20 protein-coding genes and 1 riboswitch are annotated in these 24,626 nt (G+C 70.2%); of the genes, 9 read left to right on the forward strand and 11 right to left on the reverse strand.

The genetic code is table 11. The features are described 5' to 3' along the window. Positions 1–82: 82 nt before the first annotated feature. Positions 83–328 (forward strand): SCO4848 family membrane protein, encoded by a 246-nt coding sequence (locus ACGFYV_RS29105; protein WP_393881474.1) that lies wholly within the window; start codon positions 83–85, stop codon positions 326–328. Positions 329–365: 37 nt separating this feature from the next. Here ACGFYV_RS29105 and ACGFYV_RS29110 read toward each other — a convergent pair whose 3' ends face one another. The 4 genes from ACGFYV_RS29110 to ACGFYV_RS29125 all read right to left on the reverse strand — a co-directional run bounded on the left by ACGFYV_RS29110 (position 366) and on the right by ACGFYV_RS29125 (position 3,928). Beyond that, positions 366–1,094: an anti-sigma factor family protein gene (locus ACGFYV_RS29110; protein ID WP_393881475.1), complete on the reverse strand. Its 729-nt coding sequence runs from the start codon at positions 1,092–1,094 to the stop codon at positions 366–368. Next, entirely contained in the window at positions 1,091–1,651 is a 561-nt protein-coding gene (locus tag ACGFYV_RS29115; protein ID WP_393881476.1) for a sigma-70 family RNA polymerase sigma factor, read from the reverse strand. Before ACGFYV_RS29115 ends, ACGFYV_RS29110 begins: the two co-directional genes overlap by 4 nt. A gap of 84 nt (positions 1,652–1,735) precedes the next feature. Then, positions 1,736–2,719 (reverse strand): DUF1996 domain-containing protein, encoded by a 984-nt coding sequence (locus tag ACGFYV_RS29120; protein WP_393881477.1) that lies wholly within the window; start codon positions 2,717–2,719, stop codon positions 1,736–1,738. Positions 2,720–2,869: 150 nt separating this feature from the next. Continuing rightward, positions 2,870–3,928, reverse strand: coding sequence for a CHRD domain-containing protein (locus ACGFYV_RS29125; RefSeq protein WP_393881478.1), 1,059 nt, complete (start codon positions 3,926–3,928; stop codon positions 2,870–2,872). Positions 3,929–4,209: 281 nt separating this feature from the next. Between ACGFYV_RS29125 and ACGFYV_RS29130 the strand changes: the two genes are divergently transcribed. Together ACGFYV_RS29130 and ACGFYV_RS29135 are read left to right on the forward strand one after the other, a co-directional pair. Next, positions 4,210–5,367 carry a hypothetical protein gene (locus ACGFYV_RS29130; RefSeq protein ID WP_393881479.1) on the forward strand — a complete coding sequence of 386 codons (1,158 nt, stop codon included), beginning with the start codon at positions 4,210–4,212 and terminating at the stop codon, positions 5,365–5,367. Positions 5,368–5,494: 127 nt separating this feature from the next. Then, complete coding sequence (locus ACGFYV_RS29135) at positions 5,495–7,012, forward strand: protein kinase (RefSeq protein WP_393881480.1); 1,518 nt, start codon at positions 5,495–5,497, stop codon at positions 7,010–7,012. Positions 7,013–7,184: 172 nt separating this feature from the next. On the opposite strand, the gene ACGFYV_RS29140 is transcribed toward ACGFYV_RS29135, so the two are convergent. Beyond that, the gene (locus ACGFYV_RS29140) at positions 7,185–12,899 is read right to left on the reverse strand and encodes a hypothetical protein (protein WP_393881481.1); all 5,715 of its coding nucleotides are present in this window, start codon (positions 12,897–12,899) and stop codon (positions 7,185–7,187) included. A gap of 345 nt (positions 12,900–13,244) precedes the next feature. Here ACGFYV_RS29140 and ACGFYV_RS29145 point away from each other — a divergent pair, with 345 nt between their 5' ends. The 3 genes from ACGFYV_RS29145 (at position 13,245) to ACGFYV_RS29155 (ending at position 15,511) form a co-directional block, all read left to right on the forward strand. Further along, a complete protein-coding gene (locus ACGFYV_RS29145) occupies positions 13,245–13,538 on the forward strand; it encodes a restriction endonuclease (protein ID WP_393881482.1) in 294 nt (97 codons plus the stop codon). Further along, a complete protein-coding gene (locus ACGFYV_RS29150) occupies positions 13,535–14,017 on the forward strand; it encodes a hypothetical protein (protein ID WP_393881483.1) in 483 nt (160 codons plus the stop codon). Before ACGFYV_RS29145 ends, ACGFYV_RS29150 begins: the two co-directional genes overlap by 4 nt. 201 nt (positions 14,018–14,218) lie before the next feature. Continuing rightward, positions 14,219–15,511, forward strand: a complete 1,293-nt coding sequence (locus ACGFYV_RS29155; RefSeq protein ID WP_393881484.1) for a D-alanyl-D-alanine carboxypeptidase family protein — start codon at positions 14,219–14,221, stop codon at positions 15,509–15,511. Here ACGFYV_RS29155 and ACGFYV_RS29160 read toward each other — a convergent pair. Further along, positions 15,459–16,421 (reverse strand): YihY/virulence factor BrkB family protein, encoded by a 963-nt coding sequence (locus ACGFYV_RS29160; protein WP_393881485.1) that lies wholly within the window; start codon positions 16,419–16,421, stop codon positions 15,459–15,461. The genes ACGFYV_RS29155 and ACGFYV_RS29160 overlap by 53 nt on opposite strands. Before the next feature lie 92 nt (positions 16,422–16,513). On the opposite strand from ACGFYV_RS29160, the gene ACGFYV_RS29165 reads away from it, so the two are divergent. Further along, complete coding sequence (locus ACGFYV_RS29165) at positions 16,514–17,269, forward strand: decaprenylphospho-beta-D-erythro-pentofuranosid-2-ulose 2-reductase (RefSeq protein WP_393881486.1); 756 nt, start codon at positions 16,514–16,516, stop codon at positions 17,267–17,269. 84 nt (positions 17,270–17,353) lie between these two features. On the opposite strand, the gene ACGFYV_RS29170 is transcribed toward ACGFYV_RS29165, so the two are convergent. Together ACGFYV_RS29170 and trpS are read right to left on the reverse strand one after the other, a co-directional pair. Continuing rightward, entirely contained in the window at positions 17,354–17,932 is a 579-nt protein-coding gene (locus ACGFYV_RS29170) for a 2'-5' RNA ligase family protein (protein WP_393881487.1), read from the reverse strand. Positions 17,933–18,175: 243 nt separating this feature from the next. Beyond that, complete coding sequence (gene trpS / locus ACGFYV_RS29175; protein ID WP_393881488.1) at positions 18,176–19,189, reverse strand: tryptophan--tRNA ligase; 1,014 nt, start codon at positions 19,187–19,189, stop codon at positions 18,176–18,178. Positions 19,190–19,489: 300 nt separating this feature from the next. Between trpS and ACGFYV_RS29180 the strand changes: the two genes are divergently transcribed. Beyond that, on the forward strand, positions 19,490–20,101 hold the full coding sequence (locus ACGFYV_RS29180) for a hypothetical protein (protein WP_393881532.1): 612 nt from the start codon (positions 19,490–19,492) through the stop codon (positions 20,099–20,101). Positions 20,102–20,125: 24 nt separating this feature from the next. Here the strand turns inward: ACGFYV_RS29180 and ACGFYV_RS29185 are convergent, their stop codons facing one another. The 3 genes from ACGFYV_RS29185 to ACGFYV_RS29195 form a co-directional block, all read right to left on the reverse strand. After that, positions 20,126–21,577: a glycine hydroxymethyltransferase gene (locus ACGFYV_RS29185; protein ID WP_393881489.1), complete on the reverse strand. Its 1,452-nt coding sequence runs from the start codon at positions 21,575–21,577 to the stop codon at positions 20,126–20,128. A 32-nt stretch (positions 21,578–21,609) separates the two neighbouring features. Continuing rightward, a riboswitch (ZMP/ZTP riboswitch) is annotated at positions 21,610–21,698 on the reverse strand. 145 nt (positions 21,699–21,843) lie between these two features. After that, positions 21,844–23,028 carry a glutathionylspermidine synthase family protein gene (locus ACGFYV_RS29190; RefSeq protein ID WP_393881490.1) on the reverse strand — a complete coding sequence of 395 codons (1,185 nt, stop codon included), beginning with the start codon at positions 23,026–23,028 and terminating at the stop codon, positions 21,844–21,846. Positions 23,029–23,122: 94 nt separating this feature from the next. Then, complete coding sequence (locus tag ACGFYV_RS29195) at positions 23,123–23,482, reverse strand: hypothetical protein (protein ID WP_393881491.1); 360 nt, start codon at positions 23,480–23,482, stop codon at positions 23,123–23,125. Between the two features lie 121 nt (positions 23,483–23,603). Between ACGFYV_RS29195 and ACGFYV_RS29200 the strand changes: the two genes are divergently transcribed. Continuing rightward, positions 23,604–24,440 carry a DMT family transporter gene (locus ACGFYV_RS29200; protein ID WP_393881533.1) on the forward strand — a complete coding sequence of 279 codons (837 nt, stop codon included), beginning with the start codon at positions 23,604–23,606 and terminating at the stop codon, positions 24,438–24,440. Positions 24,441–24,626 lie beyond the last annotated feature (186 nt).

Raw genomic sequence — 24,626 nt, forward strand, 5'->3', positions numbered from 1 at the left:
CGGCACCCCCCACGGCAGGGCACGTGTGCGCTGGTAGGACACTGGCAGGGCATCGCTCCCCCGCAGCAGAGGACGCCCCTCCATGAAACTCAGCCGCCCCGTCTCCTGGTTCCTGCTCGCCTTCGGCGTGTGGTCCTGGGTGGTCTGGACGACGTTCATCAAGAACCTGGCCAAGGATGCGAGCGGGCTCGCCTTTGAGAACGGCAGCCCCACCACGTACTTCTGGGTCCATCTCACCCTTGCGATCACGTCGCTCATCCTAGGCACCGCCATTGGCGTCATCGGCTTCCGGGGCGTGCGCGCGCACGCGGAAAAGCCCCGCCCGTGATCCACGGGGGAGGATCACGGGCGGGGCGGCGCGCTGATCACACCTGCACGCTGACGAACTTCTTCCCCGCTTCGTTCTCCACGACGACCGAGGAGACGTCGTGCGGCGCGATCGACGCGGAACCGTCGAGGTCGGCACCCTTGCCCCCGCCGTGGCCGTCCTTGCCGACGATCCAGCTGCCGGCCACCGACCGGCTGCCGTCCTTCGAGACGACCACCAGGCGGCAGCGCTGGCCCGCGGGGACTCCGGATACCGCGGCGTTGAGCCGTACCCAGCCGGCGGCCGGGGTCACCTTGACGACCATGCGCGCCTGGGTGACCGGGTCGACGCCCGACGCCACCTTGACGCCGGCCGGCGGCGTGACGGTCGTGGGTCCGGCGGTCGTCGTCACCGGGGGCCGCTGCGCGGTCGCCCCGGACGACCCGGTGCCGGATACCAGGTAGCCACCGAGGAAGACCACGGCCGCCGAGGCCGCAGCCGCCATGCCGATCGTGAACGACCGGCGTCGCTGTGACGCCGTCCGCTCCGAGCGGGCCTGCCGCAGGGTGCGCTGCAGCAGCAGGTCCGCATCGTCGGGCGGACCGTCCAGGAACGCCTCCGGCGGTACCTCACCGAGGGCTTCCTCCAGCAGACGCATCTCGGCCACCTCCGTCCGGCATTCCTGGCAGGACGCCAGATGCTCCTCGACCTGCCTGGCCTCCTCGTCGCCGAGCACCCCGAGAACGTACGCTCCGAGCAACTCGTTGCGGTGCTGTTGCGTCGTCATGCGGCCACCTCCTGGAGCTTGCCGCCTCGGTCGGCCTTGTTCGGATAGAACCCGCGAAGTGCCTTGAGAGCGTAGTGCGCCCGGGACTTGACCGTACCGGCCGGCACTCCCAGTTGCTCCGCCGCTTCCGGCACCGTACGGCCCCGGTAGTACAGCTCCACCAGCACGTTGCGATGCTCGGGCGACAGCTGGGCGAGGGCCTCCATCATGTCCAGCGAGTCCACGATCGCGTCCGCGTGGTCCCGCTGGACCGGAACGGAGGACGGCGACTCGGCGACCTCGGTGGGACGTGCCGCCTTTGCCCGGTAGCGGTCGATGACGATGTTGCGGGTCACGGTCAGCAGCCAGCCGCGTACCGTGGCCCTCCCGTCGGTCAGGGCCTCCGGATGCCGCCAGGCCCGGATCAGCGTCTCCTGGACCACGTCCTCGGCGGCGACGCGGTCGCCGGTCAGCCGCGTCGCGTAGGCCAGGAGGGCCCTGCCGTGTTCTTCGTAGAGCGCACGGATCAGTGCCTCGTCACTCGCGCTCTGTCGAGTGCGGGACCGCAATGCCGTCATCCACTCGCTCCGTCCTGTCCCTTGAGGATGTCCCCGCCTAACACGAGTGCGGGCCGAAAAGGGTTCACGGGAACCCGTAGAAAATCAGCAGTGCCGGCCGTCGTTGAGGCAGGTCACCACGGCCGCCATCTGACGGTCGGTCATCACGTCGACGAATCCGGCGTGGTCGGTGTCCGGGTTGTGCTTCTGCTCCTCGAAGGCGTCCAGCGCGATGGGCACGCCCGGGGCCACGTCGTAGGCGACCTCGATGCGCACCTGCGGGACGGGGAAGGTACCGGGTGGGCAGACGCCGCCGGCGGCGGGGAAGACCACGTGGGTGCGGTGGTCGAAGCTGTCGGTGTCCAGGCCGTTCCAGCAGCTGGGGAAGTCCAGCCTGCGCAGGGTCCGGCTGCCGGCCGGGCATCGGGGATATTGCATGGTGAGCCTTCCGGGAAACCCGGAGCAGCCCCACTGGGCATGGGCATGGGCGGTTCCCACGGTGCCCGCCACCGGATCGCCGGTGAGCATCCGCAGGAACCTCGGCATCGGGACGACCGCACTCGCCGGGTTGCCGAGGTACTGGACGGTGACCGAGACCGGGTCCAGGATCTGGCCGATGTTGCCGTGGTACGCGCCGGTCGGTCCTGGCCGGTCCTGGCGGCGCAGCACCGGCCAGTAGTACGTGGAGCGGTCGCCGTTCCTGCAGGTCGTCGACGCCCGCGCCAGGCTCTTGTCGGTCGAGAAGGCCGTGGTGGAGAGGTTGCCCACGTAGTCGTGGGTGTGGTGTGCGCCTTGGGGCAGGCCGGGAGAGACCACGACGTTGTCGGCGTTGCGGTGCTCTTCCTGGTTGCGGCCGCAGTCCTGCGTCACCGTGCCCCGTGACGCGTCGGGCCCGGGAACGGGTTCGGCTGCGACGGGGACCTTCCGGATGTCGGTGAAGTCGCGGGGGAAGGGCCCCACCTCGGAGGCACCCGTGGCCAGCTTCATGCCGCCGGCGTTGATGAACACCAGTGCCGCCATGAGCACCGCGACTACGGCGACGGCCGTCAGGCCCAGCGTCGCCGCGTTGGCTCGTATTCGTCTTCGCACCTGGTCAGAGTGCCACGAACATTTCGATACCGGCCCCTCGGGACAGGCGAAGTGCCTGGAAGTGCGGACTTGTTGCACCCGGGACCCGCTGTGTCGGAGCCGGCCCCGCCCCCGCTCCGACAGCGGCGAGGCAGGGGGCCGTGACCGATGTCAGTGGGCGCCGCCGAGGAAGAGGTAGTCGGCGGTGTACGGCACGGAGACCTTCGGCTGGGCCTTGGCGTCACAGGTGCCCCCCGGCGCGACTCCGCCCTTGGTGTTGAGCCGGAACACCGCCTCGGTGTGGGACAGCACACCGTGTGCGGAGCCCTCCTGGACTGCCTGGAGCGCCAGTACCGGGATGTTCCCGGGACCGTTGTCGATCTTCTCCAGCACCTTGCCCGCGACGGCCGAGCCGTCCGGGGCCACCCACTGCGGCGGACCGGCGGGGCCGGCCTTCAGGAAGGTGTGCTTGATACCGCCCTGCAGGTCGGCGTCGACGTTGTCCTGGGTGAACGCGGTCGCCCCGCCGGCGCCCGTGGTGCAGGCGTAGATCTGGTGACCCTTGATCACGGACTTCACGCTGGTGTCGCGGAGCGCGCTGAGCAGATTGAAGCGCATCGGCACGCCGAAGACCTGGCCGCGCACGGCGCCTCCGGGGAACTCGGCGGTGTGCAGGTTGAAGTAGAAGTTCTGCGGGTGCGCCTTGATGTCGGCGAGCAGTTGCCGGTCGGCGACCTTGACGGTGCCGTACACCTGGCTCTTGCCGTCGGGCAGCTTGCTGGTGAAGAACGGGATCTTCACGTCGCCGTCGGTGCCGGCCGCGCCGGCGTGGATGTGACCGGCGGTGGGGGTGCCGATGCCGTTCCAGGTGAACGCGAACGAGACCTGGTCGCCCTGGATGCGCATCAGGGCCAGCGCGGTGCCGTCCTTGTCGCCCGTCTTCTTCCCCGAGGCGTCGGGAATCTCGTTCAGCCCGCTGAGGACCGAGGCGTAGAAGGTCGAGCCGGCCAGGTTGGTGGGGTTGTACTGGGACATGTGCGCCACGGGCATGTTCGCCGTACCGGCCATACCCGGCATGGACGACGAGGGGGAACCGCTCTGCGACGCGGACGACTGGGCGGCACCGTCCTGGGTCGACGGGTTGCACGCCGTGAGCGCGGCGGCTGCGACAGCCGCCAGGCCCACCATGGTCAGGGCCGTGGAGCGGCGGGTGCTGATCCGGGCGTTCATGGTGATACCTCCGTAAATGGGCCGGTACTCCGGCTGGCGAAAGTGGAAACGACGCCGCCGCGTTCGTGGTTCAACGGGGGAATGAGGCGAGGATCACGGCAGTCGGTGCGGAACCGCGAGGGGTTCCGCGAGGGTCCTGAATGGTCCGCCGGGCCAAACACCACGGATCGGTCTGCGTTGTGTATCAGAACGGTGCACGGTTGACCCGAAAGCGTCCTGCGGTACGTGCTCCGGCGTGTCGACCCCGGACAGTCCGGAGCGAACCATAGGAGTGCACAACCGTGTTGCGTCATCGACTCACCCTGCTGGCCGCCACCGTCACCGTCGGAACCATCGCTCTCACCGCCTGCGGGCCGGTCGACAGCTCCTCGGTGTCCCATGCCGCGAAGGCACCCCTGTCCGCCGGCGCCGCCGTCGCCAAGAAGGCCCTCGCGTCACTGGACTTCAAGACCGGAACGGCCAAGGAGAACCACGCCCCCGCCAACACCGGCGACTTCTACCACGGCCCCCGCAACTCCCGCGCCGCCATGCAGTGGGTGCAGCTGAGCGCCGGCGCGGCAGGAAAGCTGAACCCCGTCGTGCACGACGCGGCCGGTTTCACCCTCTACCGGTTCGACAAGGACACGGCAAAGCCGTCCACGTCCAACTGCGACGGCGCCTGCGCCACCACGTGGCCGCCGGTCCTGGTCCGTCCGGGCTCCAAGATCTTCACCGACGGCGTGCCGAGGTCCGAGATCGGCGTGGTCCGGCGGAACGACGGCGGCCTGCAGGTCACCATCGGCGGCTGGCCCGTCTACCGGTTCAGCAAGGACACCGCACCGGGCCAGACCAACGGCGAAGGCGTCGGCGGCACCTGGTTCGGCGTGACGCCGACCGGGGGGAAGGCCCTGCCCTCCTCCGCCGGCACCGACTCCACCGGGATCGGCTACCAGAACGGCACGGCCGCCCAGAACCACGCGCCCAAGAACACGGGCGACTTCTACCAGGGGTCCCACAGCGACCCCGCGGCGAAGAAGTGGGTCCAGTTGACGGCCGGCTCGGCGGGCGGCCTGAACCCGATCGTGCACGACGCGGCCGGTTTCACCCTCTACCGGTTCGACAAGGACACGGCAAAGCCGTCCACGTCCAACTGCGACGGCGCCTGCGCCACCACGTGGCCGCCGGTCCTGGTCGGTCCGGGCTCCAAGATCTTCGTCGACGGCGTGCCGAAGTCCGAGATCGGCGTGGTCCGGCGGAACGACGGCGGCCTGCAGGTCACCATCGGCGGCTGGCCCGTCTACCGGTTCAGCAAGGACACCGCACCGGGCCAGACCAACGGCGAAGGCGTCGGCGGCACCTGGTTCGCGGTGTCTCCCACCGGCATGAAGGTTCTGCCGGCGGTGGTGTCCGCGGGCGACGCCGGCCCGTCCCAGAGCGCCGGCACCGCCTACGTCGAGTAGGCAGGGCAGTTGACGCCCGCGGAGCCGCCCGCCGCATCCGCGGCGGGCGGCTCCGCGGACCGGCGGGGGTCAGTGAACGGCTGAGACAGGATCACGCAGTGCATCGAGAGGTCGAAGGAAGCCTGGCATGAGCGGTGAAGCGCAGGACGAGGTCGCCGACAGGAGCGTCGGGGGTGGCCGCTACCGGCTGAGCCGGCTGCTGGGCAAGGGCGGCATGGCCTCGGTCCATCTGGGGTACGACACCGTGCTGAAGCGCCCGGTCGCGGTGAAGGTGCTCCGCGGCGACCTGGGCCACCAGCAGTCCCTCCGCGAGCGCTTCCGGCGCGAAGCGCTGGCGGTTGCCGGGCTCAGCCACACCAACATCGTCTCGGTCTTCGACTCAGGAGAGGACGTCATCGAGGGCTTGTCGGTGCCGTTCATCGTCATGGAGTACGTCGACGGCAAGCCGCTGTGGCAGGAACTCGGCGAGGACAGGGCCAGGTACGGCCACATGCCCGCGGCCAAGGCGCTGAGAATCACCGGGGAAGTCCTGGCGGCACTGGCGGAGAGCCACCGGACGGGGCTCGTCCACCGCGACATCAAACCGGGGAACGTGATGGTGACCGCGAAGGGCGTGGTCAAGGTGATGGACTTCGGTATCGCTCGGGCGCTGGAGCAGGACGCGGCGTCCCTCACGCAGGCCGGCACGGTCGTCGGCACCCCTCAGTACCTCTCGCCGGAGCAGGCGATGGGGCGCGGCGTCGACGAACGCTCCGACCTGTACTCGGTCGGCTGCATGCTCTTCGAACTGCTCACCGGACGGCTGCTGTTCGACGGCGACTCGCCCCTGGCGATGGTCTACCGGCATGTGCAGGAGGAGCCGTCGGCGCCCTCGTCCGTCAATCCGTCGCTGCCTCCGGCGGTGGACACGCTGATCGGCCGGGCCCTGCGCAAGGACCCCTCCGACCGCTTCCTCACCGCGGCCGAAATGCGCCAGGAGTGCGAGCGGATCGCGACGGTGGTCGACAGCGTGGCCGTCCCATCAGCCACCGGAGCGGCCCTCCCACTGGACACCGGAGCGGCCTTGCCGCCTGTCACGGGCGCACCCTTGCCGCCTGTCACCGTCCGGAGCCCGAACGCCGGGACGGCGCCCGCACCGATCGGCGGGCCAGCGGCCCCCGCCCCGCCACCGAACGGCCGGTGGGCCCCGCAGGCGACACCGCGTCCGCCAGGCGGGTCCTCCGCCCCGAGGCCGCCGCGCCGCGCCCGGGGCAAGAAGATCCCGCTCATCGCCTTCGGCTCGGCCGGCGTGGTCCTGGTGTCGGCCGCGCTGCTGGCGGCGGCCCACGGCACCGGAGGGGGCGCTTCAGTCAAACTCGGTGATCCGCGCCTGGTGGTGAAGCCGAGCAACTGCACCCACGCGACGGGGCATGTCAGTGCAGGCGGCGAAGTCACGGTCCGCATGCCGGACCTGAGGTTCGTATCCTTCGACTCGGCGCGGACCTGCCTGGACGCGGCCGGCTGGGCGTTCACCGTCCGGCACCGGGACGAGCAGAAGTGGGGGAAGGGCACGGTGGTCGGCCAGACACCCGCGCCCGGCTCCGAAGCCGCGCCCGCCACGAACCCGATCACGCTCTACGTCTCCACGGGCAGGCGCGCCGGATGACGGGAGCCGTCCGCGCGACCTCCGCGGCGCAGGCGACCGATCTCCACTAGAGCTCGACCGTCACACCTGGGCCGCGGTTCCTCGCGACCCGCACGACGTCCTGGCGGAACTCTTCCGGATAAGGCTTCGGCACAGCGACATCCTTCCCACTTGCCCTACAGGGCAAGCCACTTCAGATGTCACCCGATCGTGCGGCAGACCCCAGTGGCGGGTAGGGGTCCGGGCTTGTGGGGGCCGTGGTGTCGGTGTCACGGGTGGCGTCGTGGTGGGCGCTGGTGGTGTGACCGTTGGGCGGGACGGACCCGGTGCTGGTGCTGGTGTGGTTGGGATGGTTGTGGGTTGGTGTGTTGGGGGTGGTGTGTGGTGGGTGGAGGGTGGTGGTGAAGTCGGGTAGGCCGTCGTCGTTGGGGGTGTGGGTGTTGTGGTGTGTGGTGTGGGTGGTTTGTGCGTGTGTGAGAGCTTTTTCGAGGGCTGTGATTTCGCGGGGGTTGGGGGGTGTTGTGTTGCGGGCTTGGTGGAGGGCTTGGTGGAGTTGTTCGGCGAGGTCGGGGGTGTGTACTTGGTAGATGTTGGGGTTGAGGGGGTTCCGGTCGGTCGTGGGGCCGGGTGGGGTTGTTGCGTCTGTGGGCTGTGGGGCCGGGTGGGGGGGTGTGGTGTGTGGAGGGGGTGGGGCGGGCGCGTGTGTGCCGGGGGCTGCGTCGATCTCCTGGTAGATGCCGGAGTCAGTCGTGCCGGCACCCAGGTAGGGCTCGAGCGGGTTCGTGTAGTGGTTCGGAACGGGCCGGCCAGGGGCCATTGCGTCGCGGAGGCCGCTGTCGGTTATGCCGTGGAGAGTGTCCTGGAATGCTGTGGCCTGTGGATCCAGTGGGATGTGGTAGGTGGGGTCGGCTGTGAGGTAGGGGTTCTGGAGGTTGTCGAGGAAGCTCAGGTCGAACAAGGGGTCGGGCAGGGCTGTCCCGTTTGTGGGCCATGTGGCCGGGAAGGGTGCCTGCGTGGCATCCGTGAACGGCCTGTCCGTGAAAGGCCAGGCCGGTACACCCGTGTCGACGTCCATGTGCTCAGGCGCGGTGCTGTCCATGGGGTCGTCGTGGGCGGCACGGGTATCGAGCAGGGAGGGATCGAAGAATTCGTCCACGCTGTGCGAAGCGTCGCCCGGACCCGATCTCCAGGCGGTCCCGCCGGGTCCTGCCTCCAGGACAGGCGCGGTGGTGTCGGCGAGCAGAGCGGGGTCGAAGAAGCCGGCCATGCGGTCGGGGTCGGCCTGGCTGGGAATGGGCCCGCCGGGTGTTTGACCGGAAACGGGTCGATCCGTGTCCATGGAGGTGTCGGTGGCGGCTGGTGGGGTGGGGGCCGGTGGGGTGGGGGCCGGTGGGGTGGGGTTGGGGGTGGTGAGGGTGTAGTGGTTGTTGCGGAGGTGGAGGTGGAAGGTTCGGGTGGGTGGGGGCAGGGGCTGGCCGTCGTGGGTGTGGGTGAGGGGGGTGATGGTGGTGGTGTTGGTCGCGTGGTGGATGTGGAGGGTGGCGCGCAGGGCGTTGGCGGCGATGTAGGGGGCGAGGTCGCCGCCCCCGCCGGCCCAGGCCCCGTCGGTGGCGATGGTGTACCGCAGTTCGTCGAGGTCGCCGAACGCGGCGGCCAGTTCCCGCACGTGCCGGCCCTCGTCACGGTCGAACCACTCCACGACAGCCCGACGCAGTTCGACGGCCGTCTCGTGACTGTTGCCCTCACCGAGAAGGACACCGAGCGTGGCGTAGAAACAGTTCCCGTCCGGCGGGATCGGATCCTCCTCCAACGCCGCACGCACCCCACCACCAGCCGCCGCCGCGCCCGCCTGCCCCAGAACCTCCACACCCGCCGGCAACTCACTCAGGGTTTCACGGCTGCCAGGACGGAACCAGCCCACAGAACCGTCCGCACGATGATCGACCCGCCAGTACTCCCGCCCCCCACCCGCTACCCGCACCAACACCACACTCGACACCACACCACCCGACGTGCCCGGCCCGTCCGGGTCACGGTGGCGAAGCAATGGCCGGCCGGCCGGGGAGTAGATCTCGCTCAGCTCCGGACCACGCGTAGCCTCTTTCAGGCGCGGGTAACTATGAAGGGCGAGCAGGTCGTACAGCCTCGGAGGCAACCCTTTTTTCCCTATCATATAGCGCAGGTACGCGCCGAGGTTAACGGTTTCCGTTGTGCCGTCGGGCCGGGGGACATCATTCACTTTCGTACGGGCGACTATTCCTGCGGCTGGATACCGGTCGAAAAAACGCTCAACAGCTCTGGCATATTTGTCTTCTTCTGGATCGAATTTCCTGTACTGTCGGATTGCCGATCCTCTGACGGGCCCGCCTTTCGCAGTGCCGTAGTTCGCGAATTTCTCCCTGGGGCCGTACTGGGCTTTTTTCAAGTTCTCCCACACCTCGTCCGGAAGAGACGTACCCGATCGAATACGATTGAAATATTTTCCGACCTGGACGAGGATCTTCTGTCCGTCAGGGCGCGATATCCATACCTCTGTCCCTCTATTAAGCCTGTCACCGGGATGCTGTTTGACGAAGGCGTCCAGGGCTGCGTAAGCATTATCGCGGAAAGCGCCCCATTCAACTTTGCCGCTCACGTCGAATCTGTCCAGATCTGGAAATCTGATTTCTTTCAGCGCCTCCATCTCAGTTCTTGAAATCTTCAACGGATCCCCATCTTTTTGCTTTCTGTCGATAAAATGCTGGCCGAGAGGAACTTTGATGCTCTCGCCATTAGGGCCGCGGAGAATCCATACAGTTTTTTTGTGGAACTTTTCCGTGCGCGGATACGCGACACGCCATTCCCTGAGGGCCCGGGCGTACAGTTCAGGCCTATTTCTGAAACTTTTCGCGGCAATGCTGACGTAGTCGAAGTTCTGGACTGGGGTGGGTTGGGGGGTTGGTTCCACCGGTTCGGGTGCGTGTTGTTGTTGGTGTGGGTGTTGTCGGTGGAGGGTGTGGAGTTGTTGGGGGGTGAGGGTGATGGGTTGTCCGGAGAGGGGGTGTGTTTCGTCGCCGTCTTTTTTCTTGATGACGCGGTGGGGGTGTTGCATGGTTTGTCGGATGTGGTCGTGTACTTGGCCGAAGGTGATGTGGGGGTGTTGTTGGAGGTAGGTGTGGAGTTCGGTTGTCTGCTGGGGGGTGAGGGCGGGGAGTTCGCCGGGGAGGAATCCGGTGTCGGGTGGTGTGTTCCAGGGGCGGTGGGCGAGTTCCGGGCCGAGTGTGTGGGTGGCGGCCTCGCTGGGGACGGGGGGGAGGTAGTCGTCGGCGTTGATGGGGGTGGGGTGCCGGGGTGCGGTGGGGTTCGGTGGGGTGGGGTGGGGTTCGGCTGGGCCGGGGAGGGAGAACGCGGTGGTGCCGGGGAGGGGAGGGAGGTGGAGGGAGGGTGCGGGGGTGATGGGGTCTCCGAAGAGGTCTGTGTAGGGGTCCTCGGTGACGGGGTTTGCGGGGCTGTTGGTGTGGTTGTTCTGGTCGGTGGAGTTGCTGTCGTGGGTGGTGTGGGGGTTGGTGGTGCTGGTGGTGGGGTGTGGCTGGGCGTGGTTGTTCTGGTTGTTCTGGGTGTGTTGTGTTGGGGTTCCGCCGAGTGTGCGGGTGGGGTGGCCGGTGAGGAGGAGGTCGGTGGTCCTGGCGGCGATGGTGGGGGTGTTGCGCTGGTTGCCGAGGGTTTCGGCGGCGAGGCGGGCGAGCCTGGTCAGGGCTGTGCCGAGGTGGTGGGTGTAGCCGGGTCCGTGTGCGGCGATGAGTTCGGCGGTGGTGTGGATGGCGTCGGCGATCTCGTCGCCGTGTGCGGCCCGTGCTGTGCGGGCTGCGGTTTTCATGGTGTTGCTGAGGACGGCCGGGTCGGGCGGGGACGGGCGCAGCAGTCGGGTCAGTTCGCTGTGGATGCTGCGGGCGGTGAGTTCGTCGTGGCCGGTTCCGGTGAAGGTGCTGGTGGGACGGTGGGTGTCCGGGACCGGGCCGGCGGGTGGCGGGGCATGGGGTGCGGGCTGGTCTGTCCCGAAGCCGGGCAGACCGCCGTCAGCGGTGAGCGGGCTGTCGCTGGTGCGGCGGGTGTCGTGGGTGAGAGGGCCGGGGCTGCCGGGTGGGGGGGTGGTGCTGTCTGCTGGTGCGGGGGCTGCTGCCCCAGGCCGCCCGGTACCGGTACCCGTGACGGTCGCGGTGGCCGCGGTGGTTGTGATGGTGCCGGCCGTGCCGGTGGCAGGTCCGGGGCGTGGGCCGGTGGCCCCGGCCGTGGTGGACGGCGTGCCTGCGGTGGCCGGGCCGGTGGCGCGGTGCACGACCCCGTCGAGGCCGGCCCGGGCGGTGCTGCCGGGATGGCCCGGCAGCAAGCCGCCCGGCCCGTCCGCGTTCTTGGAGGCAACGCCTGCGGCCATGCCCGCAGCGCTGTCCCCGGCGCTGTCCCCGGCGGGGATGCCGTGCACGGCGGTGCTGTGGCCGCCCGCCGCGACGGTGACCGGCCGGCCCGGCACAAGACCGTCCGGTGTCTGCTCCCCGCCCCGCACAGAAACCGCACGCCCCCTCACGGCCCCCGCCCCCGCCGTGGTCGTGGTCGCGGTGCGTGCCGCGGCCGTTTCGGTTGTCGTCGCGGTGGTGTGGTTGCGGGCTGTGTAGAGATCGTTGCTGTTGCTCGCGTCCGCGCCAGCGCTGCTGGTGCGCACGGTGGTGGCCTTGAGTGTGTCCAGACCCGTCCGGGCTTTCCCCGCCACGCCTGCGGACACACCCGGCCCCGCGTCCGACTCTTCCCGGGCACCCCCGACAGAGTCACGGACACCCCTGCCGCCGGTGCTAACGCCGCTGCCGGTGCTGATGCCGGTGCGGCTGTTTCCGTGACCGGTGCCAGTGGCGGCGCCGGCAGCGTCGAAGGTCCGGCCCATGCCGGCAGTGTCGTCAAGGGCGCCGGCAATCCCGGCGGTCCCGAGGACTTCGGCCGTGCCGGTGAGGAGGACGCCCGTCCCGGAGGTGGTGAGGAGGCCGGCGGTGGTGTCGGTGGTGTGGCCGGTGCCGGGCAGGCGCAGGCGGGCAGTGCGCAGGTGAAGGGCGTTCAGCGGGCCGGTGCCGTCGGCATGGCGTCCAAGGCGGAATTTGCTGCCGCCCTCGATCGCGCCGATGAACCCGGAGGTGACCGCCGACCCGAACGCGGACGTGTCCCCGCCCCAGATCCCGTAGGAGACACCCTCGGTCACGCCGCCGGTCACCGCGCCCAGGGCCAGCTTGCCCAGCAGTGAGTGCGCGAACGCCGGCCTGAGCATGCCGCCCAGACCGAACACCACACCACCCACCGCACCACCGATCACACCCGACTCCACGGCGGAGACGGTGGCGTCCGTGTCCCAGGCGTGGCGGTGTCCCGCCAGGAACTGCCCGACCTGGACCAGCACGTCACTGCCCACGTTCAGCGCGGCGCCGATCCCCACCGACACCGCCAGACGCTTCACAAGCTCCCGGACCGCCACCCGGCCACCCGTGATCGCCGCCGGGATCTCCTCCGGCGCCCACAACGCGAAATGCAGAATCTGCAGACCCACCAGAACCGTCTGCACAATGATCATCGCTTTGGTGTACTCCACCCGCACAGCCGTCGAGTCCGCCAGATCCCCCAACTCGAACGCCGCCTGCGCCATCCCCGGCACCAACGACTCCAACTGTGTTGCGAAGTCACGGAAGTCCGCCTCGACATCACCCCCCACGCTCTGCGACACCACTGAGGCCGACGCACCCAGCCCCGACCCCAACACCGCCAACTCCCGCCCACCCGCCGACCACGCAGCCCCCAACGCCGCCAACCCCGACTCCGACCCCCTCGGAAACGCCTCACCCACCACCACATCAGCCACCCACGCCACCACACCCGGCATCTGCAGATCACCCACGGAGCGTCCCGCCTCTCATTAGCAGACCCACACCGGCACCGGCACACCAGCCGGGAAGACCACCGAGCAGCCCCACCACCCAACACCCTCCCCACACCAGCGAAATGAGCCCGGGAACACCAGACACACCCACCCACGCTAGACGCCACCCCCACCCAAACCCGGCCCCCACAGCAACCCCTGCCCTCCAGGGCAGACCTCCGGCCTGACATCCCCGCCATGACGGCCGCCCTCGCCCCACCACCAACCCGGCCACGGAAGCCGAGCACCCACCCGAACCACTCCTCACCGGCAGCGCGCACAAGTCCGCTTTGCACGGCCGCCAGCCATGCCCCCTGCGACACGGTGACCAAGGCTCTGGCCGGCCAGGGCTTCAAGAAGAAGGTCGTCGAGCACGGCAAGAACGTGGGCATCGACGTCGAGATCGTCGAGCGCAACCCGGCCGACAAAGGCTTCGTCGTGCAGGCCAAGCGGTGGATCGTGGAGCAGACGAACGGGATCCTGATGTTCTATCGCCGTCTCGTACGCGACTACGAACACCGTCCCGCCTCCTCCCGCTCCCGCGTCCTGTGGGCGATGACCTCCGTCATGAGTCGCCGTCTCACCGGAGCCACCCTCGCCTCCTGGAGGACCGCATGAGTGAGAACCCACAGGTCAAAGCCATCCTGGAACACATCGAAACCCGCGAGCGCGAACTGGTTGATCAGGCTGAGCAGTTGAGGGCCAGTATCGAAGGGCTCACCCGGCAGCTCGGCGAGATCGATGCGGAGAACGAGAACCTGCACATCACCCGTAAGACCCTCCTCGCTCTACCGCTGCCCTCACCCGCCGCCGGGCCGGACCGCCCCGACATCCCGGACCACCCCGCCTACCGGCAGATCCTCAACGCCCTGGCCGACGAGGGCCGGCCGATGCGCGCCCGCGACCTCTGCCAGGCCATCGACCTGCCGATCGCCATGACCTCGCAACGGCGACTTCGACGCCTACGGGGAATTCCACGGTCGACTCGAACACGAACGGCAGTACATCGCCCGCTCCCAGCCGGACTTCGTCGTCGCGTGACCGCCACCCCGCCGCTCGCTCAACGGGAAACGCACCCGCGCGGAGGGCAACCCTGACCGTGTCCACGTGCTCTACAGAGGGGAGGACGACCAACGGTGTCATGTGTGTGACCTGATCTTTCTCCTGGTTCCGCTGTCGTGACGGTCAGTTGCTTGTGAAAGGTGATCCGGATGAACCAGCTGCACCCGGAGGGGATCCGTGTCCGGGGTGGGGAGGTGCGTGGGACTTCGGGGCGCGTGGCGGGTACGTTCTCGGTCGTGTCCGTACCGAAGAAGACCGTCAGGCGATCCCTGTTGATCACCTCGGCCACCCTGTTGTCCCTTTCTGTCACTGCCGTTGGCGCCGCGCCGGCCGCCCTCGCGGCTCCGAGTGCCCCCTCGGCGAGCCCGACGGCCACTCCCCCGGCGCTCATGTCGCAGGTGGGCGGCGCCCGGCTCGGGCAGCCCGGTACGCAGGTGGACCTGGCTCCCGGCGTCCCCGTCCTCCCCAAGGACCTCACCGCCCGCTCCTGGATCGTCTCCGACGCGGAGTCCGGGGAGGTGCTCGCGAGCCACAACGCGCACTGGCGGCTGCCCCCCGCGAGCACGCTGAAGATGCTGTTCGCGGACACCCTGCTGCCCAGGTTCCCGAAGACGATGGAGCACCGGGTCGCGCCCGGCGACCTGGCCGGCATGGGGTCGGGTTCCAGCCTGGTCGGGATAAAGGAGAACCAGACCTACACGGTCCACGACCTGTGGCTCGGCGTCTTCCTGCGTTCCGGCAACGACGCCGTGCACGTGCTGTCCGCGATGAACGACGGCGTCAGGAAGACCGTCGGCGACATGCAGGCGCACGCCACCGAACTCCAGGCCCTCGACACGCATGTGGTCTCGCCCGACGGCTACGACGCCAAGGGCCAGCTGTCCTCCGCCTACGACCTGACCCTGTTCGCCCGTTCCGGGCTGCAGAAGAAGGACTTCCGGGAGTACTGCTCCACGGTCCGGGCCAAGTTCCCCGGCGACATGGCGAAGAACGGCAAGGGCAAGCCGGTCCGCGAGACCTTCGAGATCCAGAACACCAACCGGATGCTGAGCGGCGACGTGGACGTGCCCGTCTACCAGGGCATCGCGGGCGTGAAGAACGGCAACACCACCAACGCGGGCGCCACCTTCACCGGCGTCGCCGAACGCAACGGCAAGGTGCTGCTGGTCACGGTGATGAACCCGGAGAAGCACGAGCACAACGAGGTCTACAAGGAGACCTCGAAGCTCCTCGACTGGGGCTTCCAGGCGGCCGGGAAGGTCACGCCGGTCGGCGAACTGGTCCCGCCGAAGAGCGCGCAGCCCTCCGGCGGGACCAGCGCCTCCCCGTCCGCCTCCGCCGGGACGGCGGCCCACAGCACCGGCGGCACGAAGCCGGTGGCGTCCTCGACCACGGCGGGCGGCGCCAGCGGCGTCGGGATCGCCCTGAGCATCATCGCCGGGCTGCTGGTGCTGCTCGGCGGCGGGGCCTACCTGGTCAACCGCCGTTGGCCGCTGCCGGACCTGATGCGCCGTCGGACGCGCCCCTGACCCCCGCCGCCCCGCCCGCCGGGCCCGACTCCGCTTCCGCAGCCGCCTCGGCCACATCGTCGTCCTCGCTCTGCGTCGCCGTCCAGGCGGCGCAGTACAGGACGAGTTTCGAGGTGAAGTTGATCCACAGCAGCAACGCCACGGGCACGCCGAACGCGCCGTACATGCTCTTCGCGGCGATGCCCTGGATGTAGCCGCTCAGCAGCAGCTTGAGCAGTTCGAAGCCGACCGCGCCGATGAGCGCGGCCACCACCAGGCGGCGGCGCGGCGGCTCGACCCCGGGCAGCAGGGTCAGCACGTAGAGCAGCACCAGGAAGTCGGCGAACACGGCGACGGCGAACGCGACGAGCCGCAGCAGCAGGGTTCCCCAGCCGTGCTCGGCCAGGCCGAGGTGCCGTGAGAGCACGCCGACGGCGCCCGAGGCGAACGTGGAGGCGGCCAGCGTCACCAGCAGGGCGCCGCCGAGTCCGATCAGCACCACGGCGTCCTTGACCTTGGCGACGATCGGGTTCTGCTCGCGGTCGGGCAGCTGCCACACCACCCGCAGACAGTCGCGCACCTGGCCGACCCAGCCGATACCGGTGAGCAGCAGCACGGCACCCGCGATGCCGCCGACCGTGCCGGCGTTGTGCACCAGGGAGCCGACGTTCAACTGCTCGCCCAGGCCCGGGAACTGATCGGCGATCCGGTTCTCGACGGACTTCTGCCGGGACGGGCTGAGCGTGGCCGCGGTGATCGCGGCGGCCAGGGTGAGCAGCGGGAACAGCGCGATGAAGCTGACGAACGTCATGGCGGCAGCGAGCCGCGTCCACTTCACCCGGTCCAGCCGTTCGTACGCCTTCCAGGCGTGCGTGCCCGTCAGCCAGGTGACGATCGGCCCTATCCCGGGCAGCTTCTTCAGCCAGTCCATGCCCCTAATTAATCACCCATTGCGGGGAGCGCGGCGCCGCTTCCCGCCGCCTTATGTCGTATCGCCCATATGTGGGCGATACGGTCACCGGCATGTCTGGTGCCTTCGGTCCTCCCCAGTCCCTGCTCGTCCTCGGCGGCACGTCCGAGATCGCGCTGGCCACCGCCCGCCGGCTGATCGCCCGCCGCACCCGCACCGTCTGGCTCGCGGGCCGCCCCACGCCCGCCCTGGAACAGGCCGCCGAGAGCCTGCGCGGCCTCGGCGCGAACGTCCGGACCGTCGTCTTCGACGCCCTCGACCCCGCGTCCCACGAGACGGTCCTCGGGAAGGTCTTCGCCGAGGGCGACATCGACATGGTGCTGCTGGCCTTCGGCATCCTCGGCGACCAGGCGCACGACGAGCGCGAGCCGCTGCGCGCGGTCCAGGTCGCCCAGACGAACTACACCGGGGCGGTATCGGCCGGCCTGTTCAGCGCCCGCGCCCTGCAGAACCAGGGCCACGGCTCCCTCGTGGTGCTCTCCTCCGCCGCCGGCGAGCGGGTGCGCCGCGCCGACTTCATCTACGGCTCCAGCAAGGCCGGCCTGGACGCCTTCGCGCAGGGCCTCGGGGACGCCCTGTACGGCACGGGCGTGCACGTCATGGTCGTACGCCCCGGATTCGTCCGTACGAGGATGACGGCCGACCTGCCCCCGGCCCCGCTCGCCACCACCCCGGACGCGGTCGCCGCCGCCGTCGAGCTGGGCCTGCGGCGCCGCTCGGAGACGGTGTGGGTGCCGGGGTCGCTGCGCGTGGTGATGTCCGTGCTGCGGCACGCGCCGCGCGCGCTTTTCCGGAGACTGCCGGTCTGACACGGCCGGTCTGACACGGCCGGGCCGAGGCGGCCGGTCCCGGCCGGGCCGAGGAGGGTGCCGGCCCGGCGCCGGGGGGTCGGGCTACAGGCTGGCGACGCTGTCCTGCTCGACGGGGCCCGCCTGCGGGGGTACGACGGAGCCGCCGAAGGTGTACTCCCGCAGCTTGCGCCACACCCCGTCCGGGCCCTGCTCGTACAGCGCGAACCCGGTGCACGGCCACGCGGCCTCGAATCCGGCCAGCTCCTCGAAGGCGCGGTCCATCGCCGCCTCCTCGATGCCGTGGGCCACGGTGACGTGCGGGTGGTACGGGAACTGCAGCTCGCGCGCCACAGGACCGGAGGTGTCGCGCACCCGCTGCTGGAGCAGGGCGCAGTCCTCGCCGCCCTGCACGACACGCACGTAGACGACCGGCGACAGGGGACGGAAGGTGCCCGTCCCGGACAGCCGCATCGGGAACGGCCGGCCGGTCGCCGCGACCTCGGTGAGGTACGCCTCGACGGCCGGCAGCGCCGTCTCCTCGACCTCGGTCGGCGGCAGCAGGGTGACATGCGTGGGGATGCCGTGAGCCGCGGCGTCGCCGAAGCCCGCGCGCAGCTCCTGGAGCAGGCTGCCGTGGGGCTCCGGGACCGCGATCGACACGCCGATCGTTACGGTCCCCACGTCGTCTCCCGTCGTCGTGTGATGTCTGCTGTCGTCGTGTGATGTCTGCTGTCGTCGTGTGACGTCCGCTGTCGTCGTGTGACGTCCGCTCGGCCGGCGTTCCGTCTCGGCCATCGCCTATCGACTGTACGGCCACAGCGGTCCTGTGGGCAGGCACAACGGAAGTGATGTGCAGCGCTCTGCCCGCCCGGACGGATGTCCGGCCGTACGCCCTCGCGCCCCGGTGTGCTCCGGGGGCGCCGGTCAGTGCTTCGCCGGCAGGAAACCCACCCTGTCGTACGCCTGGGCAAGGGTCTCCGCGGCGACGGCACGGGCCTTCTCGGCGCCCTTGGCCAGGACCGAGTCCAGCGTCTCGGGGTCGTCCAGGTACTGCTGGGTGCGCTCCCGGAACGGCGTCACGAACTCGACCATGACCTCGGCGAGGTCCGTCTTGAGCGCGCCGTACATCTTGCCCTCGTACTCCCGCTCCAGCTCGGCGATCGACGTGCCGGTGAGGGTGGAGTAGATGGTGAGCAGGTTCGACACGCCCGGCTTGTTCTCCGCGTCGTAGCGGATCACGGTGTCGGTGTCGGTGACGGCGCTCTTGACCTTCTTGGCCGTCGTCTTCGGCTCGTCGAGCAGGTTGATCAGGCCCTTCGGCGTGGACGCCGACTTGCTCATCTTGATCGACGGGTCCTGGAGGTCGTAGATCTTCGCCGTCTCCTTGAGGATGTACGGCGACGGGACCACGAAGGTCTGCCCGAACCGGCCGTTGAAGCGCTCGGCCAGGTCACGGGTCAGCTCGATGTGCTGGCGCTGGTCCTCGCCGACCGGCACCTCGTTCGCCTGGTACAGCAGGATGTCCGCGACCTGGAGGACCGGGTACGTGAACAGGCCGACGCTCGCCCGGTCGGCGCCCTGCTTGGCGGACTTGTCCTTGAACTGGGTCATGCGGCTGGCCTCGCCGAAGCCGGTGAGGCAGTTCATGATCCAGGCGAGCTGGGCGTGCTCGGGGACATGGCTCTGCACGAAGAGGGTGCAGCGGTCCGGGTCCAGGCCGGCGGCCAGCAACTGGGCCGCTGCCAGCCGGGTGTTGGCGCGCAGCTCGGCCGGGTCCTGCGGAACCGTGATGGCGTGCAGGTCGACGACCATGTAGAAGGCGTCGTGGGACTCCTGCAGGGCCACCCACTGGCGGACGGCGCCGAGGTAGTTGCCGAGGTGGAACGAGCCGGCGGTGGGCTGGATGCCGGAGAGCACGCGGGGTCGATCAGAGGCCATGCTCACCATTCTCTCAGGTGTCCGGACCCGATCCGGAACTGGCCGCGACGTGATGGGTACCGATGGGGCACGGGCGGTGTACCAAGGGGTGCGGTGTGCCGAGGATGAGAACGCGGAGGGGGAATCATGGGGTCGCGCGGTGGGCCGAGTGGGCGGGGTGGGCCGAGTGGGCGGGGTGGGCCGAGTGGGCGGGGTGGCGGACGCGTGGTGGCGTGGCTCGCCCGGCTCGTGCCGTGGCGGCCGTCACTGGTGGCGTGGCCAGGGCTGGTGGCGTGGTCGGCGCTGGTGGCGTCCGTGGCGCTGGTCGTCGCTCCGCCGGCGTCCGCCGCGCCCCGGGCCGCCGGTGACGGGCCCGATCTGGCGCTGGTCGTCTCGGGCGACACCGGGCGGACACGGACGCTGCGCTCCGGTGAGCCGGACTTCGCCCGCTTCCGGCAGTTGCTGCAGCCGGCCTCCGTGGGCACGGAGCCGGTGCCGCGGGCCTGGACCGACGGGCGGTATCCGGCGGTGCGCGTCACGGTCCTGTGGGGTCTGACGGGCGTCGGGGGCTGGCCGCAGACGCGGCGGGCGCCGGGCGGGGACGTCGCCATGGAACGGCAGGACCAGCTGTTCGTCGCGGCCGACGGTACCGCCTGGGTGCGTTCGGACCCCTCGCCGGACGTGGTGGACGACGACATCCGCTGGCATCGGGCCCCGCAGGAGGTGTTCCGGCGACTGGACCGTGCGGGTCTGCTGGGTTCCGGCGCGCGGCCGGCGGCGAAGGACCGGGGGCGGGTGCCGGACGGTGTCCGGTGGGCGGTGCCCGGCCTGCTGGTCGGGGTCGCCGCGGGGTTCCTGATACGCCGCGCGGCGGGCCGGCACGGTGCCGGCCCGCCGCGGGAGGGACCGCGTCAGCAGCTGATCGACCTCTGATCGCCGCCTGGAAGGTGTGGGCGCTCAGCCCAGGTCGACCTCCGGGTAGAGCGGGAAGCCCGCCACGAGGTCGGTCGCCCGCTGGGCGATCTCCTCGGCGACCTTCTCGTCCAGGACGTGCGACGCCTTGGACGGGGCGCCCGACTTGGTGGTGCCCGGCTCGGTGGTGGTGAGGACGCGGTCGATGAGACCGGCGACCTCGTCCATCTCCGCGGTGCCGAGACCCCGCGTGGTCAGCGCCGGGGTGCCGATGCGGATGCCGGAGGTGTACCAGGCGCCGTTCGGGTCGGCCGGGATGGCGTTGCGGTTGGTGACGATGCCGGAGTCGAGCAGCGCCGCCTCGGCCTGGCGGCCGGTGAGACCGTAGGAGCCGGCCACGTCGATCAGGTTGAGGTGGTTGTCCGTGCCGCCGGTGACCAGGGTGGCACCGCGCCGCATGAGGCCCTCGGCGAGGGCGCGGGAGTTGTCGACGATGCGCTGGGCGTAGTCCTGGAAGGAGGGCTGCCGGGCCTCGGCGAGGGCGACGGCCTTCGCGGCCATGACGTGCGGGAGCGGGCCGCCGAGGACCATCGGGCAGCCGCGGTCGACCTGGTCCTTGAGGGAGTCGTCGCACAGGACCATGCCGCCGCGCGGGCCGCGCAGCGACTTGTGGGTCGTCGTGGTGACGATCTGGGCGTGCGGGACCGGGTCGAAGTCGCCGGTCAGGACCTTGCCCGCGACCAGGCCCGCGAAGTGGGCCATGTCGACCATGAGGGTCGCGCCGACCTCGTCGGCGATCTCGCGCATGATCCGGAAGTTCACCAGCCGGGGGTACGCCGAGTAGCCCGCGACGATGATCAGGGGCTTGAAGTCACGGGCCTGGTCGCGCAGCGCCTCGTAGTCGATCAGGCCGGTGACCGGGTCGGTGCCGTAGGAGCGCTGGTCGAACATCTTGCCGGAGATGTTCGGGCGGAAGCCGTGGGTGAGGTGGCCGCCGGCGTCCAGGGACATGCCGAGCATGCGCTGGTTGCCGAAGGCCTGGCGCAGCTCGGCCCAGTCGGCCTCGGTCAGCTCGTTGACCTGGCGGACGCCGGCCTTCTCCAGCGCGGGGGCCTCCACGCGCTGGGCGAGGACGGCCCAGAAGGCGACGAGGTTGGCGTCGATGCCGGAGTGCGGCTGGACGTAGGCGTGCTGGGCACCGAAGAGGGCCTTGGCGTGCTCGGCGGCGAGGGACTCGACGGTGTCGACGTTGCGGCAGCCGGCGTAGAAGCGGCGGCCGACTGTGCCCTCGGCGTACTTGTCGCTGAACCAGTTGCCCATCGCGAGCAGCGTGGCCGGGGAGGCGTAGTTCTCGGAGGCGATCAGCTTGAGCATCTCGCGCTGGTCGTGCACCTCCTGGCCGATGGCGTCGGCGACCCGCGGTTCGACGGCGCGGATGACGTCGAGGGCGGCGCGGAAGGCGGTGGACTCGCTGGAGAGAGGCTGCTGCTCTGGCATGGGGACCTCCGGACGGTGTGCGTACAGCGTTCACGTTCGGCCCAGGCGCACGGCACTGATTCCCACCGGGCCGCTCCCCGATGGTCCGTCCCATCCCAGCGCGCCAGTCACGGCCCGCGGCCAGCCTACCGGCCACGCCGGGCGGACTCGGCCGGACGTCCACCATGCGGGCGAAAACCGGCCGGTCAGAGGGTTGAGAAGGCTCGGAGGGGGCTCAGAGGGCCCGGAGAGTCGCTTCGAAGGGCCCGGAGAGTTGAAGAGGGGGTTCAGAGGATCCCGTGTGGCAGGAAGCGGGCGTACTCGTCGGTGATCAGGCCCGAGGACTCGCGGATGCCGAGGCCCGCCGACTCGTCCTGGACGACCCAGGCGCCGAGGACGACGTGGTTGCCGTCGAAGGCCGGGAGCGGCGCGAGTCGCTGGTAGCAGCAGGGCTCGTCCCGCAGGACGGCCGGGGCGCCGGGCTCGTGCACGGTGACGCCCGCGCCCTCCCGGCCGAGCAGGGGCTTGGCGACGTATCCGGCCGTCCCCGCCAGCTCGCGCGGGCCGTCCAGGTAGGCGGGCAGCAGGCTGGGGTGGCCGGGGTACAGCTCCCAGAGGATCGCCAGCAGGGCCTTGTTGCTGAGCAGCATCTTCCAGGCGGGCTCGATCCACATCGTGGAGCCGGTGCCGCCGCCGTTGTCGAGCGTGTCCAGGACGTGCCCGGCGAAGGCGTCCGTGGTGAGCCACTCCCAGGGGTACAGCTTGAAGACGGCGCGGATGAACCGGAGCTGGTTGTCGACGAAGCGGCCGGAGAGGGTGTCCCAGCCGATCTCCTCCATGGAGATCCAGTCGGTCTGAAGGCCCGCCTGTTCGGCGGTCTCCTTCAGATAGGCGACCGTCATCAGGTCCTCGCCGAGTTCGTCGACGGCGGAGTGCGCGAAGTGCAGGGGGCTGCCGGGCGGGAGCAGGGCGGCCTGCTTCCGCCAGGCGTCGACCAGGCGTTCGTGCAGGGAGTTCCACTGGTCGGCGCCGGGGAAGCGCTCCTCCATCCAGAACCACTGCGGGGAGGCGGCCTCCACGAGCGAGGTGGGGGTGTCGGCGTTGTACTCCAGCAGTTTCGCCGGACCGGTGCCGTCGTAGCGGAGGTCGAAACGGCCGTAGACGGAGGGGAGTTCGGCGCGCCGGTGCCAGGCCTCGGCGACGGCCTCGGCGACGCGCGGGTCGGTGATGCCGAGGTCGGCGAGGCGGCCGGTGGTGACGATGTGCCCGGCGGCCGTGAGGCACATGCGGTGCAGTTCCTCGACGGTCTCCTCCAGAGCCTCGATCTCCTCCAGGGAGAAGACGTAGTAGGCGCTCTCGTCCCAGTAGGGGCGCAGGGAGTCGTCGGGGTGGCGGGTCAGGGGATAGATGAGCCCCTGTTCCTCGACGGTCTGCTGCCAGCCGGGGCGGGGGGTGGTGATACGGCGTTCCATGCGACGGTGTCCGTGTCCGCTCGGTTCCCAGTTCCCGGTGCCCAGTTCCCGGTGCCCAGTTCCCGGTGCCCAGTCCCCGGTGCCCAGTCCCCGGTCAGCCGCCGGAGCTGCCGTGGCCGCCGCCGAAGCCGCCGCGGTGGACGCCGTGGTGGCTGCTGCCGGAGGAACTGCCCGAGCCGGAGCGGGGCTTGACGAAGGAGCCGCCGTCGACCCAGGAGCCCTTCTTCTTTCCGCCGTAGTACCAGTCGCTGTTCACGTATGCCTTCGCCGACCTGCAGTTCTTGTCGGAGACGACCTTGTAGCCCTTGGCGAGGTTGTAGCTGCCCCGGTCGACGCAGCGCTTGTCCGGGTCGGACGAGCAGGCGGTCAGGGCGGCGGCGAGCAGGCCCATGCCGCCGAGGACGACCGTGGTGGAACGCAGTTGCCTGCGTATCTGTGGGTGTGCGGGCGCCATCGGTGTCTCCCCCGTCGGATGTGCTGCGGTGTGCGTCGGCCAGCCTAGAGACCGGTGTGATTGTCCGTACGGGGGACCCCGCGTTCTCCGGCTCCCCTACAGTCGCTTCGTGCTGTTTGGAATGGTGTGCGCGCTCGGGGCGGCGGTCTGCTTCGGTACGGCGACGGTGTTGCAGGCGATGGCCGCGCGGGCGGCGGGTACGGGCGGGGGCGGCGAGGCGGCGCTGCTGCTGCGGGCGGTGCGGCAGTGGCGGTATCTGACCGGGCTCGCGCTGGACGGTCTCGGCTTCCTGTTCCAGATCGCGGCGCTGCGCTCGCTTCCGATCTACGCGGTCGGCGCGGCCCTGGCGTCGAGTCTGGCCGTGACGGCGGTGGTCGCGGCGCGACTGCTGCGGGTGCGGCTCAGCGGGACCGAGTGGGGTGCGGTGGGCGTGGTCTGCGCCGGGCTCGCGATGCTGGGGCTGGCGTCGGGCCCGGAGGGGGACGTGGCGGGGTCGGGGGCCCTGAAGTGGGCGATGCTCGCCACGGCGGTCGGCATGCTGGTGCTCGCGCTGCTGGGCGGGCGGCTGTCCGGGCGGCTGCGGGCGCTGCTGCTGGGTCTGGGTGCCGGTTTCGGGTTCGGGGTGGTGGAGGTCTCGGTCCGTCTGATCGACTCGCTGCGCCCGTCCGGCCTGCTCACCAACCCGGCGTCCTACGCCCTCCTCGTCGGCGGCGCCGCCGCCTTCGTGCTGCTGACCTCCGCCCTGCAGCGCGGCTCGGTGACGACGGCGACGGCCGGCATGGTGATCGGCGAGACGATCGGTCCGGCGGCGGTCGGGGTGGTCTGGCTCGGCGACCGGACCAGGGATGGCCTCACCTGGCTGGCCGCGCTCGGCTTCGCCGTCGCGGTGGCCGGAGCGCTGGCGCTGGCACGGTTCGGGGAGGCGCCGGTGGGGGCGGCGGACGAGGCGGTGCGCTGAGGTCCGCGGGGTGTTCGCCTACGGGGCACGGGGGTGAGGTGCGGTGGGCGGGTGCGGGGCGTGGGTGGCTGGTCGCGCAGTTCCCCGCGCCCCTTCGGGCTCGCTGACGCCGGCGGTGATTTCGCCTGCGGGGCGCCGGGTGAGGTGCGGTGGGCGTGGGTGGCTGGGCGCGCGGTTCTCCGCGCC

Source organism: Streptomyces sp. NPDC048297, from assembly GCF_043201585.1.
Classification (GTDB): domain Bacteria; phylum Actinomycetota; class Actinomycetes; order Streptomycetales; family Streptomycetaceae; genus Streptomyces.